The 23,964-nt window shown below is 62.7% G+C and carries 11 protein-coding genes; 6 read left to right on the top strand and 5 right to left on the bottom strand.

The window, feature by feature from the left end; translation table 11 throughout:
• Positions 1-114: 114 nt before the first annotated feature.
• From dsbD to dsbG, 3 genes are read left to right on the top strand one after another with little or no spacing between them, the layout of a single operon-like run.
• A complete protein-coding gene (gene dsbD, locus IF199_RS20960; RefSeq protein WP_192558610.1) occupies positions 115-1,848 on the top strand; it encodes a protein-disulfide reductase DsbD in 1,734 nt (577 codons plus the stop codon).
• Positions 1,848-2,723, top strand: a complete 876-nt coding sequence (locus IF199_RS20965; RefSeq protein WP_102620420.1) for a TlpA disulfide reductase family protein — start codon at positions 1,848-1,850, stop codon at positions 2,721-2,723. The genes dsbD and IF199_RS20965 overlap by 1 nt, the downstream gene beginning before the upstream one ends.
• Positions 2,699-3,469, top strand: a complete 771-nt coding sequence (gene dsbG, locus IF199_RS20970) for a thiol:disulfide interchange protein DsbG (RefSeq protein ID WP_192558611.1) — start codon at positions 2,699-2,701, stop codon at positions 3,467-3,469. Before IF199_RS20965 ends, dsbG begins: the two co-directional genes overlap by 25 nt.
• An 82-nt stretch (positions 3,470-3,551) precedes the next feature.
• On the opposite strand, the gene IF199_RS20975 is transcribed toward dsbG, so the two are convergent.
• Complete coding sequence (locus IF199_RS20975; RefSeq protein WP_192558612.1) at positions 3,552-4,364, bottom strand: alpha/beta fold hydrolase; 813 nt, start codon at positions 4,362-4,364, stop codon at positions 3,552-3,554.
• A gap of 121 nt (positions 4,365-4,485) precedes the next feature.
• Positions 4,486-17,484 (bottom strand): non-ribosomal peptide synthetase, encoded by a 12,999-nt coding sequence (locus IF199_RS20980; protein WP_192558613.1) that lies wholly within the window; start codon positions 17,482-17,484, stop codon positions 4,486-4,488.
• A gap of 380 nt (positions 17,485-17,864) precedes the next feature.
• On the opposite strand from IF199_RS20980, the gene IF199_RS20985 reads away from it, so the two are divergent.
• A complete protein-coding gene (locus IF199_RS20985) occupies positions 17,865-18,419 on the top strand; it encodes an RNA polymerase factor sigma-70 (protein WP_096821112.1) in 555 nt (184 codons plus the stop codon).
• A 71-nt stretch (positions 18,420-18,490) separates the two neighbouring features.
• Here IF199_RS20985 and IF199_RS20990 read toward each other — a convergent pair whose 3' ends face one another.
• From IF199_RS20990 to IF199_RS21000, 3 genes are all read right to left on the bottom strand, one after another.
• A complete protein-coding gene (locus IF199_RS20990) occupies positions 18,491-19,504 on the bottom strand; it encodes a GNAT family N-acetyltransferase (protein WP_192558614.1) in 1,014 nt (337 codons plus the stop codon).
• Positions 19,505-19,591: 87 nt separating this feature from the next.
• Entirely contained in the window at positions 19,592-20,389 is a 798-nt protein-coding gene (locus IF199_RS20995) for a substrate-binding periplasmic protein (RefSeq protein WP_096821110.1), read from the bottom strand.
• 91 nt (positions 20,390-20,480) lie between these two features.
• Positions 20,481-21,104, bottom strand: a complete 624-nt coding sequence (locus IF199_RS21000; RefSeq protein WP_096821109.1) for a TetR/AcrR family transcriptional regulator — start codon at positions 21,102-21,104, stop codon at positions 20,481-20,483.
• A 187-nt stretch (positions 21,105-21,291) separates the two neighbouring features.
• On the opposite strand from IF199_RS21000, the gene IF199_RS21005 reads away from it, so the two are divergent.
• Both IF199_RS21005 and IF199_RS21010 read left to right on the top strand, forming a co-directional pair.
• Entirely contained in the window at positions 21,292-23,082 is a 1,791-nt protein-coding gene (locus tag IF199_RS21005; protein WP_192558615.1) for an acyclic terpene utilization AtuA family protein, read from the top strand.
• A gap of 10 nt (positions 23,083-23,092) precedes the next feature.
• A complete protein-coding gene (locus IF199_RS21010; RefSeq protein WP_192558616.1) occupies positions 23,093-23,962 on the top strand; it encodes an SDR family oxidoreductase in 870 nt (289 codons plus the stop codon).
• The last annotated feature ends 2 nt before the right edge of the window (positions 23,963-23,964 follow it).

Below are 23,964 nucleotides of genomic sequence, written 5' to 3' on the forward strand. Positions count from 1 at the left end.
GATTAAGCTGACATTATGCCCCGAACGCCACAGCGACAAGGGTGCCGCGGTTAATCATCGGTTAATCGCCGCCGCCCATTGTGCTCATCACTTGCACAGGGACAAGGCTCCTCCATGCGTCATATTTTTTTATTGTTTGCACTGTTGATTTCGGGTCTGGCCCAGGCAGGGAACGATCCCTTTGCGACAAAACCGGAATTTCTCCCGGTCGACAAGGCCTTCGTGCTGACGTCCGAACGTCTGGATTCCGGCGAAACCCAACTGTTCTGGCAAATCGCCGACGGTTACTACCTGTATCAGAAACGCCTGAAATTCGACGGACTGGCGGCGGAAAACGCCCCAGCGCTGCCCGAAGGCGAATCCCACAGTGACGAGTATTTCGGCGAGCAACCGGTCTATCGCCAGGGCCTCGAACTGAAAATTCCTGCAGCAGCCAAAGGCCAGATCAAGGTCAGTTATCAGGGCTGCGCCGATGCCGGCCTGTGCTATCCACCACAGACTCGCGTGATCGACCTCGGTGGCAAAGCGGCCGCTGCGGCGACGGATGAGGCACAGGATCAAGCGCTGGCCAGCGGCCTGCAACAGCACTCGCTGGGCTGGAGCCTGCTGGTGTTCTTCGGTCTCGGCCTGTTGCTGGCCTTTGCGCCGTGCTCGTTGCCGATGTTGCCGATTCTGGCCGGTATGGTGGTTGGCAGCGGTGCCACGCCACGTCGTGGTTTTGCGCTGGCCAGCAGCTATGTGGTTTGCATGGCGCTGGTGTACGCGGCAATGGGCGTCATCGCGTCCCTGTTGGGCGCGAACCTTCAGGCGTGGCTGCAAAACCCATGGCTGCTGGGCACTTTCGCAATCGTATTTGTGATCCTCGCGCTGCCGATGTTCGGTTTCTTTGAACTGCAATTGCCGGTCGCCCTGCGTGATCGACTGGAGCACGCCTCGCGCAGTCGCAGCGGCGGCAGCCTGGTCGGCGCGGGTGTGTTGGGCGCGTTGTCCGGTCTGCTGGTCGGGCCGTGCATGACCGCGCCGCTGGCCGGTGCCCTGCTCTACATCGCGCAAAGCGGCAATGCGCTGCACGGTGGCTTGATCCTGTTTGCCCTCGGCATCGGTATCGGCATCCCGCTGTTGGTGCTGGTGACGGTCGGTAATCGTTTCCTGCCGAAACCCGGCGCCTGGATGAACCTGCTCAAAGGCATATTCGGTTTCCTGTTCCTCGGCACGGCGGTGCTGATGCTGCGTCCGGTGCTGGACTCGTCGCTGTGGCTTGCGCTGTGCGGCGCGCTGCTGCTGATCGCGGCCTACAGCGCCTGGAAACAGTCCGAAGGCTTCGGCCGTGTCGCCCAGTTGTTCGGTGCCAGCTCGCTGTTGCTGGGTCTGTGGGGCAGTTTGCTGGTCGTGGGTGCAGCGGGCGGCAGCGATGATCCGTTCCAGCCGTTGCAGGTCTACAGCGCCGGACGCACCGGCACGGTTGCACCCAACGGTCACGAAGCATTCATTACGATCAAGGACCCAGCCGCCCTGCAGCGCGAACTCGACACCGCCAAGGCTCAGGGCCAATGGGTGCTGCTCGATTACTACGCCGACTGGTGCACGTCGTGCAAAGTCATGGAGAAAAAGGTATTTGGCCAGGCGCGGGTAATGCAGGCCCTGAGCGAAGTGCGTTTGCTGCGCCTCGACGTCACTGATGACAATGCCGGCAGCCGCGAACTGCTCGGCCGCTACAAAGTGCCAGGGCCACCGAGTTTTGTGTGGATCGGTACCGACGGTGAAGAGCGCCGCAGCCAGCGCATCACCGGCGAGGTCGATGCCGACACCTTCCTGCAACACTGGACCACCACCCGAGACGCCCTTTAATGCTGACTTTCACCCTCGGCACCTTTGCCATTGCGCTTAACCACCTGTTGCTGATCAGCGCCCTGGCGCTGGCGACCTTCGTCGGCTGGCGGGTGGCCAAGCGCGGTGGCGATAACCCCGAGTCGGCGCTGTTCAGCCTGTTCCTGCTCGGGATGCTCGCGGCGCGCGTCGCGTTTGTTGCCGTGTACTGGGGACATTACCGCAACGATCCGTGGCAGATCATCGACCTGCGCGACGGTGGTTTTCTCGCTTGGCCGGGGGTGATCGTATTGCTGCTGGCAGCGCTGTATCGCGGCTGGCGGCGGCCGGGTTTGCGTCGACCGTTGGGGTTCGGCGTGGTCAGTGGCGTGGCATTCTGGTTGCTGGCCACCCTGTCGCTGAGCCTCTACGAGCAAGGCACACGTCTGCCGGACATCACCCTGCGCAACGCCGCCGGGGAAACCGTGAAACTCGCCGACTATCAGGGCGGCCCGCTGGTGATCAACCTGTGGGCCACCTGGTGCCCGCCATGCCGCCGCGAAATGCCGGTACTGGAAAACGCCCAGCAGCAACGCCCGGACCTGACGTTCCTGTTCGTCAATCAGGCCGAAAGCATGCAAAGCGTCGCGACCTTCCTCGAAACCCAGGGCCTGAGCCTGAACAACGTGCTGTTCGATCGCAGCGGTCATCTGGGCCAGGCCGTGGGTTCCATGGCATTGCCGACTACGCTGTTCTACAGCCCTGACGGTCAATTGCTGGCCAGTCATCTGGGCGAGTTGTCGAACGCCAGTCTGGCTCGAGCCCTGGAAAACTTCGACATCCCCAATCCGAATACGAACGCCGCACCGGCCACCTCTGCAAGGAAACTGCCATGCCCCGCCTCCGCCACCTGCTGACGCTGACTCTGGGCGCTGCCCTGCTGCACTTGCCGTCGGTGCAGGCCGCTGAAGAATTGCCTGACGCGATCAAGAAGATCGAAGCCAAGGGCGCAAAAATCGTCGGCCAGTTCGACGCGCCCGACGGCCTGCGTGGCTACGCCGCGCAATACCAGAACCGCGGCATGGCGCTGTACCTGACGCCGGACGGCAAGCACGTGTTGTTGGGCAACCTGTACGACGCCGACGGCAACGACCTGAGCAGCGCACCGCTGCAAAAACTTGTCTACGCGCCAATGGCCAAGGAAGTCTGGGCCAAGTTCGAGGCCAGCAACTGGATTCAGGACGGCAACAAGGATGCACCGCGCACGGTGTACCTGTTCAGCGACCCGAACTGCCCGTACTGCAACATGTTCTGGGAACAGGCCCGCCCATGGGTCAAGGCCGGCAAGGTGCAGTTGCGCCACATCATGGTCGGCATCATCCGCGAAGACAGCCCGGCCAAATCCGCCGCGCTGCTGGCCGCCAAAGACCCAGCCAAAGCCCTTGAAGATCACGAAAAGGCCGGCACAGCCAGCACGCTCAAGGCCTTGAAGAACATTCCGGCCGCCGTGCAGACCAAACTCGCAGCGAACATGCAGTTGATGGAGGACCTGGAATTACAGGCCACCCCAGCGATCTTCTACATGGACGACAAGGGTGAGCTGCAACAACAGCAAGGCGCGCCGACGCCGGACAAGCTGGCGAAGATTCTCGGGCCGAAATAAGCAGGACCAAAAGATCGCCGCGCGTCGCAGCGCCTACAGGAAACACACCCCCCTGTAAAAGCTGCGACACGCGGCGATCTTGTTAATGGCGCTCCGCCAGGAAGCTGAACAACACCTCCGTCACAAACTCCGGATTCTCCAGATTGGAGATATGCCCGGCCTCGGGCACCAGCACACTCGGGCAGCCGATCAGCTCGGCCATTTCCTTGGCTTCCGACGGTGGACGGGGTTTGTCCTGATCGCCGCAGACCACCAGTGTGGTCGCCGCATTCAGCTCGCCCAGACGCGGCAACAGGTCATCACGGCCAAACGTGATGCGCCCCATCGGCACGATGCTTTGACGCAGGCGATCAGCGGAATAACCGGCGAGTTTTGCGCGGAAATCCTGATACAGCGCAGACTGCGGATCGATGCCCGGACGGAAGAAGATCGGCACCACGATATCGAGCAACTGCTCGGAGATCTCACCGCTTTCTTCAATCTGCTTGAACAGGGAAAAGTAATACTGACGGGTCGGTTCCGGTTCGACGCCGACGTAGGTGTCCATCAGTACCAGACCGTTGAGCCGCTGCGGTGCCGACAGAGCGAGGCGCACGCCCCACATGCCGCCGACCGACAACCCGACCAGTGTCACCCGGTCAATCTCCAGATGATCGAGCAACGCCAGCGCCTGACGTGCGATGTCATCCAGAGACGTGGTGCCTTCAGGCAAACGCCCCGATTCACCATGGCCCCACAGATCCAGCGCAATCACCCGATAGTGAGGCGACAACGCAGCGATCTGCGGTGCCCACATGGCCTGATCCCACAGGTAACTGCCGGCCAGCAACACCGCCGGGCCTGTGCCTTGATCAATGTAATGAAGTGCTTGTCCGTCCACCGTGAAGAAAGGCATCGACTACCCCCGCGACAAAAAAAGAGAACCGGCAGCCTGAGCTGCCGGTTCTCGATCGTCAACCTTGGAAATGTACGTGAATGTACCGGTTGAAATGTGTTGAACGCACAGGCGCTGAAGACTACAAACCTTCCAGCGCCGCCATCAGATCATTCAACCGATCCACCTTCTCTTCGGTAATGTCACTGGCCGCCAGCCCTTCGATGTACTCGGCCAGTTCCTCCACCGTGCTGCACTCGAACATCGCTCGCAGCGGCACATCCCGTTGCAGGGTTTTCTGCACTCGCGAGGCGATTTGTGTGGCGAGCAGCGAGTGGCCGCCGAGTTCGAAGAAGTTGTCGCGGACCCCGACCTTCTCGACCTTCAGCACCTCGGCCCAGATATCGGCCAGGGTCTGCTCCAGTTCGCTGCGCGGTGCCAGGTAATCCTGACTCTGCAACTGGCCGATCTCCAGCGCCGGCAAGGCCTTGCGGTCGAGTTTGCCGTTGGCATTGAGCGGCAACCGGTCGAGCCACAACCAGTGCAGCGGCACCATGTATTCCGGCAGTTCGGCGCGCAGGCGCTGCTTGATCCGCTCCAGCCGTTCGCTCTGACTCAGTGCGGAATCTGCGGCCACCAGGTAGCCGACCAGATGCTTGCCGTTGATGCCTTCCTGCACGCCGACCGCCCCGTCACGGACTTCCGGTTGCTCGTGCAGACGCGCCTCGATTTCACCCAGCTCGATCCGGTAACCGCGAATCTTCACCTGATGGTCGACCCGGCCGACGTATTCCAGCACCCCGTCGCTGCGACGGCGCGCCAGGTCACCGGTGCGATACAGACGCTCGCCCGGCGCACCGAACGGATTCGGCACGAACACCGGCGCGGTGCGCAGCGGATCGCTGACATAACCACGACCGACACCGGTGCCGGCCACGCACAACTCGCCCACCGCACCCAGCGGCACCAGATCCAGCGCGCCATCGAGCAGGTACAGCAAGTTGTTGTCGGTCGGCGTACCGATCGGCAGGTAACTGCCGCGAGTCGACGCCAGATCGACACGGAAGAACGCCACATCGTCTGAGCACTCCGCCGGGCCATAGGCGTTGACCAGACCGATGTCCGGATAACGCAGCAGCCATTGGTGCGCCAGTTCCGGCGGCATCGCTTCACCGGTCGGCAACATCCAGCGCAGCCCGTCGAGGCTCAGGCGATCCGAAGCGAGCATGCCCTGGATCAACGACGGCACGCTTTCCAGCACGGTGATGCCCTGCTGTTGCACATGCACCAGCAAGCCTTGCGGATCATGGGCGATGGTGTTCGGCACGATGTCCACCCGCGCACCGAACAGCGGCGCGGCGAGGAACTGCCAGACCGAAATGTCGAAGCTTTGCGAAGCGGTCTGGGCAATCACATCGGCGTCGCTCAGATTCAGGTACGGCACCTTGCTCAACTGGTTGTTGAGCATGCCGCGCTGCTCGACCATCACGCCCTTCGGCAAACCGGTGGAGCCCGAGGTGTAGATCACGTAGGCCAGGTTGTCCGGGCCGCTGAAGATGCCCGGATTCGCCGACGACACCGCGCCCGCCTGAACCTCTTCCCACACCAACAGGCGTGGACGGTTGGCGCAGCTGAATTCATCCAGCAAGGTCGTCGCCTGTTCACGGCAAGCCTCGGTGCACACCAGCACCGGCGTGCGACTGAGCTCGATGATGCGTTGCAGACGCTGGCTCGGCAGGCCCGGATCCAGCGGCAGGTAACCGGCACCGGCCTTGAAGCTGCCGATGATCATGCCCAGCAGATCCAGATTGCGCTCGCCCAGCAGCGCCACCGGTTGATCCATCTGCACCCCGGCCGCAACCAGTGCATGGCCGAGACGGTTGGCGTTGTGGTTCAGTTGCTCGTAGCTCAACTGCTGATCGAGGCAACTGGCGGCAATGCGTTGCGGATGTTGCGCGACCTGTGCTTCGAACAGTTCGACGTAGCTCTGCTCCAGCGGATAGTCGTGCTCACTCTGGTTGCAGCCGTGGAGCAGGAAGTCCTGTTCATCAAAGCCCAGCAGCGGCAGGTCAGCCATGTCGCCATGGAAGCCGTCGACCAGCGCCAGCAGCAGACGCTTGAACTCGCCGAGCATGCGCTCGATGGTCGACTCGTCGAAGTAACGCTGGTCGTAAGACAGGTGCAGACCGAGGTCGTCGCCCGGGTAGCACACCGCCGTCAACGGGAAGTTGGTGTGGGTACGGCCCGAGTCCGACGTCGCGTTGAGGCTCTGCGCCCGATCCAGCACCGAGACTTCCACCGGGGCGTTTTCGAACACGAACAGGCTGTCGAACAGCGGCTGGCCTTTCGGCAGCTCGCTTTGCTCCTGGATGTTCACCAGCGGCAGGTATTCGTACTCGCGCAGTTGCATGTTGCTGTCGAGCAGACCGCTCAGCCACTGACGCACACTGGCCCGCTGATCGTCCGCCGGGATCTGCACCCGCAGCGCGATGCTGTTGATGAACAGGCCGACGGTGCGTTGCATCTCCGGCATCTCCACCGGACGCCCGGCCACGGTCACGCCGAACAGCACGTCGCGATCACCGCTCATGCGTCGCAGCACCAGTGCCCACGCCGCTTGGGCGAAGGTGTTGATGGTCAGTTGATGGGCCTGGGCCAACTCGCGCAGACGGGCGCCATCCTCGACATTGAGGCGGGTGTAGCGGTCGCCGACGATCATGCCGCCGCTTTCGCCAGCGTGTTCACGCAGGAACGGACGGTCGCTCGGGATCGGCGTGGTGCGCTCGAACCCTTGCAGGTTCTGCTGCCACCACTGACGCGCCTCGGCCAGGCTCTGGCGTTGCAGCCAGCCGATGTAATCGCGGTAGCGCGGCGGCACCGCCAATTGCGCTTCGCGACCTTCGCCCAGAGCGGTGTAGATCTCGAAGAAATCGTTCATCAGCAGCGAGCGGCACCAGGCATCGATCAGGATGTGGTGGTTACTCATCATGAACCAGTAGCGCGCCGCGCCAACCTTGATCAGACGCAGGTGGAACGGTGCCTGATTGAGCAGATCGAACCCGGCTTCGCGCTCGGCCTTGAGCAGCGCTTGCAGCTTCGGCTCCTGCTCGGCGTCAGCGATGGCGCTCCAGTCCAGGTACTCGATCGGCGTGTGACCCGGTGTGTGGATCACTTGCAGCATGTCTTCGCCGACGTTCCAGCAGAACGACGCACGCAGCGCTTCATGACGGGCGATCACCGCTTGCCACGACTGGGCGAAACGCTCGGGGTCGAGTTCGCTGTTGATGCGATAGCGATCCTGCATGTAGTACAGACCGGTGCCCGGCTCCAGCAAGGTGTGTAGCAGCATGCCTTCCTGCATCGGGGTCAGCGGGTACACATCTTCAATGTGCGCCGCCGGCACCGGCAGTGCGTCGAGTTGCGCCTGGGTCAGTTTCGCCAGCGGGAAGTCCGATGGCGTCAAACCACCGGCCTCGTCCTGCAGGCAATGTTCGATCAGGCTCTGCAACTCACCGACGTAGGCATCGGCCAAGTCGTTGATGGTCTGGGCGTCGTAACGTTCGGCGCTGAAGGTCCAGCGCAGCAGCAGTTCCCCGCCGTACACCTGACTGTCGACGCTCAACTCGTTCGGCAACGGTGCGTGCGGATCGTGGGCGGCACCGACCGATTCATCCAGCGGACGGAACAGCGCATCGCTGCCGAAACTCTGGTCGAACTGGCCGAGGTAGTTGAAGGTGATCGGTGCGTTCGGCAACGCTGCCATGCTCTGACGGCTGACGTCATCGGCCAGATAACGCAGCACACCATAACCGAGGCCTTTGTGCGGAACGGCGCGCAGTTGTTCCTTGATCGCCTTGATCGAAGCGCCCTGCCCGGCGGCTTCTTCGATGTTGTGCGGGGTCAGGCGCAGCGGATAAGCGCTGGTGAACCAGCCGACGGTGCGGGTCAGGTCGATCTCGTCGAACAGGGTTTCGCGGCCGTGGCCTTCCAGTTGAATCAGCGCTGACGGCTGACCGCTCCAGCGGCACAGCACGCGGGCCAGCGCAGTCAGCAACAAGTCGTTGACCTGCGTGCGATAGGCGCTCGGTGCCTGCTGCAGCAGTTGTTTGGTTTTTTCTGCATCCAGACGCACGCTGACGGTTTGCGCATGGCGATTCTCGCGGCCACCCTCAGGGCGTTCGCACGGCAAATCGGCATTCGGGCCAGCCAGTTGCGCCTGCCACCAGCTCAGTTCTTCACGCAGGGATTCACTGCCGGCGTAGGCCTGCAAGCGTGCCGCCCAGTCCTTGAAGGCGCTGGTTTTCGCCGGCAGTTTCACCGACTGATCGGCGTCGAGCTGGCGATACACGGTTTGCAGATCGTCGAGCAGTACGCGCCACGACACACCGTCGACCACCAGGTGATGAATCGCGATGAACAGTCGTTGCTGACCCTCCGGCCCGTCAATCAACAAGGCGCGCACCAGCGGACCCTGCTCCAGATCGAGGCTGCGCTGGGCATCGGCGAACAGTGCGGCGCACTTGTCCATCGATGGCACGCGAACCTGCCACAGCACGGCGGCATCGGTGACCGGTTGATGGGTCGCTTGCCATACGCCGTTGGCCTCGGTGAAGCGCAGGCGCAAGGCGTCATGCTGCTCGATCACGGCCAGCAACGCCTGTTCCAGACGATGCGGTTCCAGCGTCGCCGTCGGCTCCAGCAACAACGCCTGGTTCCAGTGCTGACGCTCGGGAATCTCGGTGTCGAAGAACCAGTGCTGGATCGGCGTCAGACGCGATTCGCCGGAGACCAGACCTTGTTCGGCGGTCACGGTTTTACTGCGACTGGCGACAGCGGCCAGCGTCTGCACAGTCTGGTGCTGGAACAGATCGCGAGGGCTGAAGTGAATGCCCTGCTGCCGCGCACGGCTGACCACCTGAATCGACAGGATCGAGTCGCCGCCCAGTTCGAAGAAGTTGTCGTTGAGGCCGACCTGCTCGACGTTGAGCACTTCGCACCAGATCTGCGCGAGGGTCTGCTCCAGCTCGTTGCTTGGCGCCACGTAATCCTGACGATTGAGCTCCGGATCCGGCGCCGGCAAGGCGCGGCGGTCGAGCTTGCCGTTGGCGGTCAGCGGCATGCTGGCCAACAGAATCAAATGCGTCGGCACCATGTAGTCCGGCAATTGCGTCTTCAGATGCGTCTTGAGGGCTTCGCGCAGTTCTGCTTGCTCGGCTTCGCTTCGCGAAGCGACCTCGGTCACGAGATAGCCGACCAGTTGCTTGCCGCTCGGCGCATCCAGCGCCAGCACCACCGCTTCGCGGATTGAAGCGTGATCGAGCAGGCGGGTTTCGATCTCGCCCAGTTCGATCCGGAAACCACGGATCTTCACCTGATGGTCGATCCGCCCGAGGTATTCCACCAGACCATCGGCGCGCTGGCGCACCAGGTCGCCGGTGCGGTACATGCGCCCGCCATTGGCGGCAAACGGGTCGGCGACAAAACGCTCGGCGCTGATGCCCGCACGGTCGTGATAACCCTGGGCCAGGCCGGCGCCGCCGACGAACAACTCACCGGTCGCGCCTTGCGGCACCAGTGCCAGATCGGCGTCGAGTATGTAGGCCACACGATCACCGATCACGCTGCCGATCGGCACGCTGCCGGCGCCCTCTTCCAATACTTCCGGCGCCAGACTGGCCAACGGCATGACCACGGTTTCGGTCGGGCCGTAGGCGTTGAAGAACAGGCTCGGCTTGAACGCCGCGCGAATCCGTTGCAGGTGTTCACCGGTCAGCGCTTCGCCGCCGGTGATGATCATGCGCACCGGCAGGATGTCGTTTTGCGTCGCGAGGAACTGCGCCAACTGGCTGCCGTAGCTCGGGGTGAAGCCGAGGATATTGATCCGATGTTCGCGAATCAGGCCGCAGATTTCTTCCGCGTCCCACTGTCCTTGCGCACGCAGTACCACCTGCGCACCGCTGAGCAGCGGCACCAGCAGACGCTCGGTGGCGGCGTCGAAGTTGATCGAATAGAAGTGCAGTTCACAATCGTCCGCACGCATGCCAAAACGCTCAATCACCGCCTGGCAGTGCATGGCGATTTCACCGTGGGACACCACCACGCCTTTCGGCTTGCCGGTGGAGCCCGAGGTGTAAATCAGGTACGCCTGATGCTGCGGCAGGCTGATAAATGGCAGCTCGGTGGCCGGGTAATCGGCCAGCGCTGCGCTGTCGTCTTCCAGGCACCAGCGCGCCACGTTCGACGGCAGCTCGCCGAGGGCTTTGAACATCGCCCGGTCGCTGAGCAGCAGGCCGACGCGGCTGTCTTCGATCATGTAATGCAGGCGGTCGAGTGGGTATTCCGGGTCCAGCGGCACGTAGGCACCGCCGGCCTTGAGGATCGCCAACAGGCCGACGACCATTTCCAGCGAACGCTCCAGCGCCAGACCGACCCGCACTTGCGGGCCGACACCGCGCTCGCGCAGGGCCCAGGCCAGACGATTGGCGCGGGCGTCGAGTTCGGCGTAGCTCAGGGTCTGCCCGGCAAAAGTCAGGGCCGGCGCATCTTTGCGCGCCAGTGCCTGCTCGGCGAACAGGTGATGAATGCATTGATCGAGACGACGCTCGCCCGGTTCGACGCCAAGGCTGTCGAGCAATTGTTGTTGCTCAGGCGCATCGAGCAATGGCAATTCGCTGAGGCGCTGTTGAGGGTCGGCGATCAGCGCTTCCAGCAGGTTGCGCCAATGTCTGGCCATGCGCGCGATGGTTGGTTCATCGAACAAGTCGGTGCTGTAAGTCAGGCAGCAACCGAGGCGATGGTCGAGGTCGGTGACTTCCAGGTTGAGGTCGAACTTGGTCGCCCGCGCATCGTTGGCCAGGTATTCGACAGTCATCCCGGCGAGCATGCGGCTCTGCTGGAATTCCCAGCGCTGCACGTTGCACATCACCTGGAACAGCGGGTTGTACGCCGCGCTGCGCGGTGGCTGCAAAGCTTCAACAAGATGATCGAACGGCAGGTCCTGATGGGACTGGCCTTCGATCACGGTGTGACGCACCTGCTCGAACAATTCGCCGACCGACATCTGGCCGTCGAGCTGGCAACGCAGCACCTGGGTATTGAGGAATGCACCGATCAGCCCTTCGCTTTCCGGACGGATACGGTTGGCCACGGGCGCGCCGATGCGCAGATCGGTCTGGCCGCTGTAGCGATAGAGCAACGTTGCAAGTGCTGCGGTCATGGTCATGAACAGGGTCAGACCGTTCTGCGCGTTGAACGCCCGAACGCGAGCGGCAAGGTCATCGCTGAGGTCGAAACGGAACAGTTCACCCTGGTGACTTTGCACCGGTGGACGCGGACGGTCGCCCGGCAATTCCAGCAGTGGGTGTTCGCGACCCAGTTGTGCGGTCCAGTAGTCGAGCTGACGCTGACGCTCGCCGGACTCCAGCCAGTTGCGTTGCCACACGCTGTAGTCGAGGTACTGTACCGGCAGCGGCTCCAGCGGCGAGTCGCGGTCATCGACGAACGCTTCGTACAGCGCGCTGAATTCCCGGGCGAAGATGTCCATCGCCCAGCCTTCGGTGACAATGTGGTGCAGGGTCAGGACGAAGTAATGCTCGTGCTCGGCAGTCTTGACCAGACAGGCGCGCAGCAGCGGGCCGGTCTCCAGATCGAACGGCAAATGCGCTTCATCGTCGGCCAGTTGCTGGACTTTCTGCTCGCGCACATCAGCGGCGAATTTCGAGAAATCCTTCCAGTCCATGCGCACGCCGGTCTCGGCATGCACCTGCTGACGGGCCACACCATCGACACTCGGGAACGTGGTGCGCAGGGTTTCGTGGCGCAGGATCAGCGCTTGCAACGCTGCTTCGAAACGCCCGACATCCAGAACGCCACGCAGGCGCGCCATGCCGCCGACGTTGTACGCCGGGCTGTCCGGTTCCATCTGCCAGAGGAACCACATGCGCTGCTGGGAATAGGACAACGGCACCGGTTTGCTGCGATCAACCTTGTCGATCGGCGGCTGTTTGTTGGTGCGGCCGCTGGCCTGGATCTGGCGGATCTGTTCGGCGAAATCACCCAGTTCGCTGTGTTCAAACAAGGCACGCAGCGGCAATTCGACGTCGCAGGCCTGACGGGTGCGGGAAATGATTTGCGTGGCCAGCAGCGAGTGACCGCCGAGGGCGAAGAAGTCGTCACGCAGGCCGACCTGTTTCAGGCCCAGCACTTCGCGCCAGATCGCGGCGATCTGTTGTTCCAGCTCGGTGACCGGTTCGACGTGTTCGCGCACCTGCCATTGCGGCTCGGGCAAGGCGCGGCGGTCGAGTTTGCCGCTCGGGCTCAGGGGCATTGCGTCCAGACGCATCAGTTGCGCCGGGACCATGTATTCCGGCAGCTCGGCAGCCAGTGCGGTTTTCAGGCGAGCGATCTGCGCGTCCTGATCTTCATTGGCATCGGTGGCGGTGAAGTAGCCGATCAATTGCGGGCCGGCGACGGTTTCACGCACCAGCACGGCGGCCTGGGCCACGCCTTCCTGAGCGAGCAGACGGGCTTCGATTTCTTCCGGCTCGACGCGGAAGCCGCGCAGTTTGACCTGCTGATCGAGGCGGCCGAGGTATTCGATCACGCCATCGTTGGTCCAGCGCGCGCGGTCACCGGTGCGGTACAGACGCGCACCCTGCTCACCCAGCGGATCGACCACGAAACGTTCGGCGGTCAGCGCCGGGCGGCCGAGATAACCACGGGCCAGGCCGATGCCGCTGATGCACAGCTCACCCGGCACACCGGCCGGCACTGGGTTGAGATCGCTGTCGAGCACACGGCAAACCACGTTGCCCAGCGGACGGCCAATCGGCGAACGCTCGCCATCGGCCACCGTGCAATGCCAGTGGGTGACGTTGATCGCGGTTTCAGTCGGGCCATAACGGTTGTGCAGTTGCACCGTCGGCAGTTGCGCCAGCACGCGGTTGCGCAGCTCCGCCGGCAGTGCTTCACCGCCAGAGAACACCCGGCGCAGGCTGGTGCACTCGGCGCTCAACGGTTCATCGATGAACAGCGAAAGCAGCGGCGGCACGAAGTGCAGCGTGGTCACGCCGTACTGCTGAACCAACTGCGCGATGCGATGCGGATCGCGGTGTTCACCGGGGCCGGCGATCAGCAGGCGCGCGCCGGTGATCAACGGCCAGAAGCATTCCCACACCGACACGTCGAAACTGATCGGCGCCTTTTGCATCAGCACGTCGGTGTCGTTCAGGCGATAGGTGTTCTGCATCCATTGCAGACGTTCGGCCAGCGCCGCGTGAGTGTTGCCCACGCCTTTCGGCTGGCCGGTGGAGCCGGAGGTGTAAATCACGTAGGCGAGGTTGTCGCCGTGCAGGTGCAGACCCGGTGCCTGGCTCGGCCAGTTTTCCAGGTGCAGGGTGTCCATGGCGATCACGCTGACGCCTTCGCTGGCCGGCAAGCGGTCGAGCAATGCAGTCTGGGTCAGCAGCAGTTCGACGCCGCTGTCGCTGAGCATGTAGGCCAGACGATCGGCCGGGTAATCCGGGTCCAACGGCACGTAGGCGCCGCCGGCCTTGATGATCGCCAGCAGACCGATCAGCAGTTGCGGCGAACGCTCGGCGGCGATGGCCACGCACACGTCCGGGCCGACGCCTTTGTCGCGCAGGTAATGGGCGAGACGGTTGGCCTGGGCGTGCAGTTCGGCGAAGTCGAGGCTGCCGCCGTCCCATATCAGGGCGGTGCGATCAGGGGTCTGACGGGCCTGTTCATTCAGCAGTTCCGGCAGCCATTGCTGAGCCGGCGTGCATGGGGCGACGCTCCACGCGTTTTGCTGAGTGTGTTCGTCGGCGGTCAGCAGTGGCAGGTCACCAATTGCCTGATCCGGGCGCTCGCAGACAGCGCGCAGCAGGTTGCTGAAATGCTCGGCGAGACGCTCGATGGTCGCGGCGTCGAACAGCTCATCGGCATAGTCGAAGGACAGCGTCAGACGACCATTTCGGTCTTCTTCACTGTGCAGTTGCAGGTCGAACTTGGCCTCGCGACTGTGCCACGGCAGTTCCTCGGCGAGCACGCCCGGCAGACGCTTGAGCGCACTCAGGTCGCGTTGCTGGTGGTTGAACATGACCTGGAACAGACCTTGTTCGCGAGCCTGCGGGAAGGCTTCGAGCAGTTGTTCGAACGGCAGGTCCTGATTCGCCTGAGCACCGAGCGCAGCCTGACGGGTTTGCGCCAGCAGTTCGGTGAACGGCAGACGCGAATCGACGTCAGCACGCAGTACCTGAGTGTTGATGAAGAAGCCGATCAGGCCCTGGGTTTCCAGACGCGGACGGTTGGCGTTGGGCACACCGATACGAATGTCGCGCTGGCCGCTGTAACGATGCAACAGGCTTTGGAAAGCCGAGAGCAGCAACATGAAAGGCGTGGATTGATAGGCCTGGGCGGTTTGGCGAATGGCGTCGCTGAGGCTGATTCCCAGACGAACGCTGTGGCGTGTGGCGCTGTGAATTTGTTTGGCAGAACGTGGATGGTCGGTCGCCAGTTCCAGCGTCGGATGCTCATTACCCAACTGCGCTTTCCAGTACGCCAGTTGTCGCTCGCCCTCGCCTTGCGCCAGCCACTGGCGCTGCCAACTGCCATAGTCGGCGTATTGGGTGGGCAGCGGCGCGAGTTCGGCGCGCTGGCCTTGGGAAGCAGCGGCGTACAGGCGCGAGAACTCGTCGATCAATACGTTCAGCGACCAGCCGTCAGCGATGATGTGGTGCATCGTCACCAGCAGTTGGTGATCTTCGTCGTCGAGGCGAACCAGGGTCACCCACAGCAGCGGGCCTTTCTCCAGGTCGAACTGGGTGCGGGCTTCGTCCTCACGGATTTGTTGTGCACGTGCTTCACGTTCGCTGGCCGGCAGATCGCTGATGTCGATCAGTTGCAGGTTGAACTCGCCCGCCGCTTCGACCTGTTGCAGGGCCACGCCATCGCGCTCGAAGAAACGCGTGCGCAGGGATTCGTGGCGTTCGATCAGTTGCTGGAAACTGGCGCGCAATGCGTCTTCGTCCAGTTCGCCGCGCAGGCGCAGGGCGCCGGGAATGTTGTAGGCGCTGCTGTGCGGATCGAGTTGCCAGGTGATCCACAGACGGTTTTGCGCCAGCGATTGCGGCAGTGCTTCGTTGCGCGACAGTGCGGTGATTTCGCCCTGGGCGCTGCCGCCGTCCTGTTGCTGTTGCGCCACGGCAGCGGCGAACGCAGACAGGGTCGGGGCTTCGAACAGCAGGCGCAGGTTTAGCTCCAGGCCCAGCTCTTCACGGACCTTGGCGATCACCTGAGTTGCGGCGATCGAGTTGCCGCCGAGCAGGAAGAAGTGATCGTCGGCGTTGACTTGCTTGACGTTGAGTTGCTCGGCCCAGACCTTGCCGATCAGGGCTTCCAGCTCAGAGGCGGACGCGGTCGATTCGCTGGTTTCAGCGGTGGCCGACGGGAACACCGCGTAGCTGTCGAGGCTGCCGTCAGCCAGACGATTGCGGCAGGCCGAACGTTGCAGCTTGCCGCTGGAGGTCTTCGGCAACGCACCCGGATTGAGCAGCACCACCACGCTCGGTGCTTCCTGATAAGTCTCGGCCACCGCCTGACGGATGGCTTTGATCAGCGCTTCGGGCGGCAGGATTTTCTGCACGCTGCGGCTGATTTCCGCCGCGATGCCGATGCCTTCTTCGCCATTCTGATTGACCGCGAACGCGGCGACGCGGCCCTTGCGCACCACCTCCACTTCGCTCTCGACCGTCTTCTCGATGTCCTGCGGGTAGAGGTTGTGGCCGCGTACGATCAGCATGTCCTTCAGGCGACCGGTGATGAACAGTTCGCCGTCGCGAATGAAGCCCAGGTCACCGGTGCGCAGCCAGGTCTGGCCGGCGTGCTGGACGAAAGTCTTGGCGCTGGCCTCGGGGTTGCGCCAGTAGCCGTGGGCGATGCTCGGGCCGGTGGCCCAGACTTCACCGACGGCGTTGTCGGCCAACTCTGCCAGCGTGGTCGGCTCGACGATCAGCACCGCATGATCGGGCTGGCTGATGCCGCAACTCATGATCGGGCTGCCCTCGCCCACTTCGGCACGGTTCTGTGCCAGGGCTTGATCGTCGACGCGCAGGGCCGGAATGCCCGTGCCGCGAGGTGTGCCGGCGACGAACAGGGTCGCTTCCGCCAGACCGTAGGACGCCATGAAACTGCTTTCGCTGAAACCACACGCAGTGAACTTCTCGGCGAAACGCTCAAGGGTGTCGAGACGGATCGGTTCGGAGCCGGAATAGGCGACGCGCCAGCGGCTCAGGTCGAGACGCTCCAGCGCCGATTCGCTGACCCGCTCGCTGCACAGTCGATAGGCAAAGTCAGGGCCGCCGCTGATGGTGCCGCCGTATTGGCTGATCGCTTCGAGCCAGCGCAACGGCCGGCCGAGGAAGTACGCCGGCGACATCAGGATGCACGGCACGCCGCTGAAGATCGGCTGCAGCAGACCGCCGATCAGGCCCATGTCGTGGTACAGCGGCAGCCAGCTGACGATCACGTCGTCCGGGTTCACGTCGATGCCGAAGCCGTGACGGATCAACAGTTCGTTGGCCACCAGGTTGCCGTGGCTGACCTGTACACCTTTGGGCAGCGCGGTGGAGCCGGAGGTGTATTGCAGGAAGGCGATGTGGTCTTGCGGCAAGGTCGGTTCGACCCAACGCTCGGCCAGCGAGGCGTCGAGGGTGTCGACGCACAACAGCGGCGGCGCACCTTCGATTTGCTGCAAGGCGTCGCGCAGGTCGGCGCTGGCCAGCAGCAGACGCGGTTCGGCGTCGGCAATGATCGACAGCAGGCGTTCCTGATGGTGACGCTTGGCCGATTCCGGCGGATAAGCCGGCACCGCGATCACGCCCGCGTACAGGCAACCGAAAAACGCCGCGACGTAATCCGGGCCGCTCGGGAACAGCAGCACCGCGCGATCACCGAATCCGGCCTCGGCCTGCAACGCTGCCGCGATGGTGCGCGCACGCTGATCGAGTTCGCGGTAACTGAGCACCACAGCCTGCTCCTCGGTTTCAGCGAGAAAACGCAAGGCCAGCCGATCCGGCGTCAGAGCCGCGCGGCGCTGGAGGGCTTGGACCAGGGTGCTGGGGAGTTCGAACGCGTCGGTCATGAGGTTTCCTGCCTGAATTCGGCTTGCTGGTGGAATCGGGTTGGCTGCGGCATGCCCGTGCAAGGCATGCGGGACACGGTCTTCGCCGACCGTGCAAGGCATTGGAATGCGGTATGGCCGGGGCTGTGTACCCGGAACCATTCACCAATGAGAACGGATGACGTCTTGAAATAATTAGTCGGCAGGCTGGATCGCCAATGGGGCTGGGCGCTTGGACGAGTGCGGCGGCGTGTCGCAGTTCACGGATCGCACCGTTATGGATCATTAGTTCTCTTTCTCAATTGACAATCATTATCATTCAACATAATTTGTCGCTCGATGTGTAGGACGGCCCCGTCCCCCAGGCGTCCCACTAACCTATTGGCAGCAAGGTGATTTCCATGACGGAACAAGTATCCACAAGCAGGTGCGATTCACCGCTACTTCAGGCATTCGTCGACAATCGACTGATTCTGGTCAAGATTGCAGCCCGCATTACCGGCTGCCGTTCACGCGCCGAAGATGTGGTGCAGGATGCGTTCTTCCGACTGCAATCGGCGCCGCCGATCACGTCGTCGATCAAGGCCCAGCTGAGTTATCTGTTCCAGATCGTGCGCAATCTGGCCATCGATCACTACCGCAAACAGGCGCTGGAGCAGAAGTACGCCGGCCCCGAGGAGGAAGGGTTGAACGTGGTCATTCAGGGCGCCTCGCCGGAAACCTCACACATCAACTTCTCGACCCTGGAACACATTGCCGATGCGCTGACCGAGCTGCCGGTCCGCACCCGCTACGCCTTCGAGATGTACCGTCTGCATGGCGTGCCGCAAAAGGACATTGCCAAGGAACTCGGCGTTTCGCCGACCCTGGTCAACTTCATGATTCGTGATGCGCTGGTGCACTGCCGCAAGGTGTCGGGCAGTCGTGCAGATGCCGTGACTGCGAACCGTCGCTGACAGCACACCGCCAAAAAAAAGATCGCAGCCTTCGCTGAAGGGCTGCGATCTTTTTTTGTTTCAGCGAGGCGTCACGCCAGTTTGCAGCGATCAAAAAACCGCTCACGCCCCAGGATCATCAACGCCGCGCGCTTGTGCGGGAAGTCGAACTCCTTTTCACAGTGGAAGCACTGGTTGTGCATGTGGCCGATCATCTTCGCGTTGTCGGCTCGCGGCTCGGCGACGACGTGCTGCGTACGCGGATCATCCAGAAACAGGTAGTGCACCAGCGCCGACAGCCAGCTCGCCACCTTGTGCGGGCCGCGATGATCTTCTTCGCCGACCAGCATGTGAATCCCGCGATCGTAGTTATCGGCATCGTAGAACGGCGCAATGCGATCTTCCTTGGCCCAGTAGGCTTCGAAATAAGCGAACGGCTGGTCGTCGAAACAGCCAATCAGCGTCAGAGTGTGCGGATCGGCGTCGAGCTTGCTCAGGTACTCGCGATGCTGTTCGATACTGCCCTCTTCCTGCCAGAAACTGGCGACTCGCGGGCTGTTCTGCCAACGGTTGAAACGCGCAAGATCCTGCTCGATTTCTACCGTTCGCAGGGAAATCCACGCACCGAGACGTGCATCGAAACGCCGATAAACCTCACCGCGCGGTTTCACCGGTCGCAACGGATGGCGCTTGCCGTTGCTGATGACCATCTGCTGCGGATAACTGCCGGTCAGCGAAGCCCCCAGCCACGGTTGCGGCAGTTGCCAGAACAGCGTGCGCTCGCAGCGATATTCGCCCGCCACTTCAGTGCTCACCAGCAAACCACTGAGCAAGGCTTCGGTCGGCGGCTGATCCAGTTGCCAGATCAGTTGCTGACGCGCCGGATCCCGGGCAAACAGCCAATAGCAGGCCGCCCACAGCGCCTGGCCTGCTGGCAATGCATAGCGTTCATCGATCTGGATCGGCCCCTGGCCTTCACGATCGAGGCGCAGGCGAATCAGCGGTTGCCCGTCCAGGCTGAGGCTCAGACGGCTTTCAGTGGTATCGGCTATCAGTTGACTGCCCGAAGGCAAGGCCAGGGCAGTCAGGTCATTCAGATTGGACATGGGTCGGGCTCACGATAATCGTCGACAGTTCAACGATGGGACGTGAGCCGGGGCGGGAAATTTAGGCCGGACGCGAAAAACCGCCCGTCATGGGTGAGGCACTGGCACCACGGCAATCTTGTACGGATCGAAGATCTTCAGCATCTGCCCGCTGTCGCGCAGCCCTTGCAGCAACTTGCCGAACGCCTCGCCGGTAATCGGCGCTTTCGGGCTGAGAATGGCGTAATGGTGATAGATCTGGTCGATGCGTTGCGACACCAGCAATTCGTCACGCACCTTGTCGTTGCGCAGCAGGTAATCGAACAGATACGAGCGAGTGACCAGGGCAATGTCCGCCCGACCGCGCAGCACCATCAACAGGTTGCTGTCGTGGGAATAGGTCAGCGTGGCGTTGTAGGTTTCCGCGAGGTATTTGGGGTCGGCATTGAAGTTGGCGAACTCGTAGTGATAGCCGCTGTAGAGCGCCAAGCGTTTGCCCTTGAGATCAGCGAAGTAATTCTGCTGGCGACCGGGTTCGTTTTCCGCGACGAAAATCTCCGCGTCCTCCAGTCCCATGTCGACCGTGGTATGGGGAATGTCTTTCCAGCCCCAGTCCGGGTTCTCGAAGATCGCCATGTCCGTGCGGCCCTCCTTGAAATCGCCGAACCGCCGCGGAATCGAGGTGGGGACAAGCTCGAAACGGTAGTCGCTCTGCGAGCTGTTCAATGCAGCGACCAGCTCCGGCAGCAGCCCGGTGTCGGCACCGTTTTCCGGGCGAATGGTGTAAGGCGGGAAATGCGCCGCACCCACCCGAACCACTTGCACCGCCTCAGCAGGCAAAACCCAGGATGCAGCCAGCGCTGCGAGCATCAGCCCGGCGGCCGTCCGATTTGACGAAGACTTCAAAACACCCCACTCCCCGAAAAAGTACCGTTCCATGCATTCAAGCTAGGCGGTTTCGCCCAGTTAGCCAGTTTCCCGGGCCGATAGAAAGTAATCAGCGTTCTTCGAGCACCAGGATCAGCGCTTCTTCGGCCAGTTGATCGAGGCTCAAACTGCCGCCGGCGCGGAACCAGGTGGTGGTCCAGGACAATGCGCCCGTGAGAAAACGTCGGGTAATGAACACATCGCCGCGGATGAACCCCGCTTCCTTGGCCTCGCCCAGCACTTGCAGCCAGATGTCCTCGTAGATGTCACGCAGCGCCAGCACCTTGGCCTGACCGTCTTCGGACAGCGAGCGCCACTCATACACCAGCACCGCCATCGCTTCGCCGCTGCCGCCCATGATCGACTGCAATTCGCAGCGGATCAGCGCCAGCACCCGCTCGCGCACATCGGCCGCTTCGGCCAGGGCTGCACGCATCAGCGCCGTGTTGTAGCGGATGGTTTCTTCCATCACCGCGCGCAGGATTTCGTCCTTGCTCTTGAAGTGATGAAAGATGCTGCCCGACTGAATGCCCACAGCGCCGGCCAGGTCGCGCACGGTGGTGCGTTCGTAGCCTTTGTTGCGAAACAGGTGGGCCGCCACTTGCAGCAGTTTGCCGCGAGCGCTGTCTGGGTCGGTCAACCGGCCTTCGTCGACCAGTTCGCGCATGACCTTCAGGGCTTTTTGCTCGTCCACCCGTTCTCTCCTACAGTCGTTCAGTCGTCTGCCGCCCTGAAACCGCAGGGTTGCGCGGGCAATTTAAGCCGCCGGCCGCGACCAAGCAAGCGCTTGGGCAGAAGATAACCTAGCCTGTTTACAAACCAAGCGCTTGCTTGGTAGCCTCGATGCACTTCTGTCACAGGTTGCTGAGTCGGAGATGAAAATGCCCACCACCGTCCGCATCGGATGCGCCAGCGCATTCTGGGGAGATACCTCGACCGCCGCCGCGCAGCTCGTGGCCGCGGGACAGCTGAATTATCTGGTGTTCGACTACCTGGCCGAAATCACCATGTCGATCATGGCCGGCGTCCGCATGAAGGACCCGCAGGCAGGGTTTGCCGGCGATTTCATCGAAGTCCTGGCGCCCCTGCTGCCGCAACTGGCCGAACAGAAGATTCGCGTCATCAGCAATGCCGGCGGAGTCAATCCACAGGCCTGTGCCGCCGCCCTGCAAGCGGCCTGCGACAAGGCCGGCGTGGCGCTGAAAATCGCCGTGCTGTCGGGCGATGACCTGCAACCACACTTCAAACAGCTCGCCACCCAGGGCATCACGGAAATGTTCAGCGGCGCCCCGCTGCCGCCGATGTGCGTTTCGACCAACGCCTACCTCGGCGCACCGGGCATCGTCGAAGCCCTGCGCCTGGGCGCCGACATCGTCATCACCGGCCGCGTGGTCGACAGCGCAGTGGTCAGCGCCGCACTGGTGCATGAATTCGGCTGGTCGTGGCACGACTACGACAAACTCGCGCAAGCAGCCTTGGCCGGGCACATCATCGAATGTGGCGCACAGTGCACCGGCGGCAACTTCACCGATTGGCGCGACGTACCCGATTACGAACACATCGGTTTTCCGATCGTCGAGGTCAGCACCGACGGCCAGTTCATCGTCAGCAAACCAGAAGGCTCCGGCGGACTGGTCACGCCGCTGACCGTCGGCGAACAGATGCTTTACGAAATCGGCGATCCACAGGCCTATCTGTTGCCCGATGTGGTCTGCGACTTCAGTCAGGTCAAGCTTCAGCAGCAAGGCAAAAACGCAGTTCGCGTCCACGGCGCCAGAGGCTTGCCGCCCAGCGACAAATACAAGGTCAGTGCGACGTACCCGGACGGTTTCCGCTGCACCGCCAGTTGCCTGATCGCCGGCATCGATGCGGTGGAAAAAGCCCGACGCGTCAGCCAGGCGATCATCGACAAGACTTCTGAAATGCTCGAGCAACGCGGCTGGGGCCCCTACAGCGAAACCCATATCGAACTGCTCGGCAGCGAAGCCACCTACGGCCCTCACGGCCAGCGTCGGGACAGCCGCGAAGTGGTGATCAAACTCGCCGTGCGCCACCCGAACAAACAGGCCTTGATCCTGTTTTCCCGGGAAATCGCCCAGGCCGCCACCGGCATGGCGCCGGGGCTGACCGGCATCGTCGGCGGGCGGCCGACGGTGTATCCGCTGATCCGACTGTTCTCGTTCCTGATCGACAAAAGCGCCTGCAGCTTGCTGATCGACATTGCCGGCGAGCACCACCCGTTTGTCCTGCCCGCCTCGGCCACCCTCGACAGCGAGGATTTGCCCCTGCCCCACGAAACGCCCAAACCCCATGGCCGCGCCGACGCCAGCGTGCCGCTGGTGAAACTGGCGGTGGCGCGCTCCGGCGACAAGGGCAATCACAGCAACATCGGCGTCATGCCACGTCGCCCGGAGTACCTGCCGTGGATCGCCGAAGCGCTGACCCCGGCCGTGGTCGTCGACTGGATGAGCCATGTCCTCGACCCGATTCACGGCCGGGTCGAACGCTGGTATCTGCCGGGTACTCACAGCCTGAATTTCCTGCTGGAAAACGCCCTCGGCGGCGGTGGCGTGGCGAGCCTGCGCATCGACCCGCAGGGCAAAGCCTTCGCCCAACAATTGCTGGAAATCCAGATCCCGGTGCCACAGAGCATCGCCGAGCAGTTCGACTAGAGGATTGTCCATGGCATACGAATCGATTTTCAGGGCTGATCTGTTCAGCGGCCAGACCGTGATCGTCACTGGCGGCGGCAGCGGCATCGGGCGTTGCACCGCCCATGAACTGGCCGCGCTCGGGGCCACCGTGGTGCTGGTCGGACGCAAACCGGAAAAGCTGCAAACCGTTGCTGCCGAAATCGCCGAGGACGGTGGCCGGGCGCACTGGAGGGCTTGCGACATTCGTGACGAAGAAGCCGTGAAGACGCTGGTCGGCGAATTGATCCGCGAACACGGGCCGATCCACGGACTGGTCAACAATGCCGGCGGCCAGTACCCGTCGCCCTTGGCCTCGATCAATCAGAAAGGCTTCGAAACCGTGCTGCGCACCAATCTGGTCGGCGGTTTCCTGATGGCTCGGGAAGTGTTCAATCAATCGATGAGCAAACACGGCGGCAGCATCGTCAACATGCTCGCCGACATGTGGGGCGGCATGCCCGGCATGGGCCACTCCGGCGCTGCCCGTTCGGGTATGGACAACTTCACCAAGACCGCGGCATTCGAATGGGGTTATGCCGGCGTTCGGGTTAACGCAGTGGCGCCGGGCTGGATCGCCTCCAGCGGCATGGACACTTACGAAGGCGCGTTCAAGGCGGTGATCCCGACCTTGCGCGAACATGTACCGCTCAAACGCATCGGCACCGAATCGGAGGTCAGCGCCGCGATTGTATTTCTGCTGAGCCCGGCGGCGTCGTTCATCAGCGGAAGCACGTTGCGCATCGATGGCGCGGCCAGCCTGGGCAGTCGCGCATGGCCGTTGCACAAGGCGACCCACAGCGAATCCTTCAACGGCTTCCACCGGGCCTATATGCCGGACGTCTTGAAGGACAAGGAGTAAGC

This window comes from Pseudomonas allokribbensis (assembly GCF_014863605.1).
In the GTDB taxonomy this organism is placed as follows: Bacteria; Pseudomonadota; Gammaproteobacteria; order Pseudomonadales; family Pseudomonadaceae; genus Aquipseudomonas; species Aquipseudomonas allokribbensis.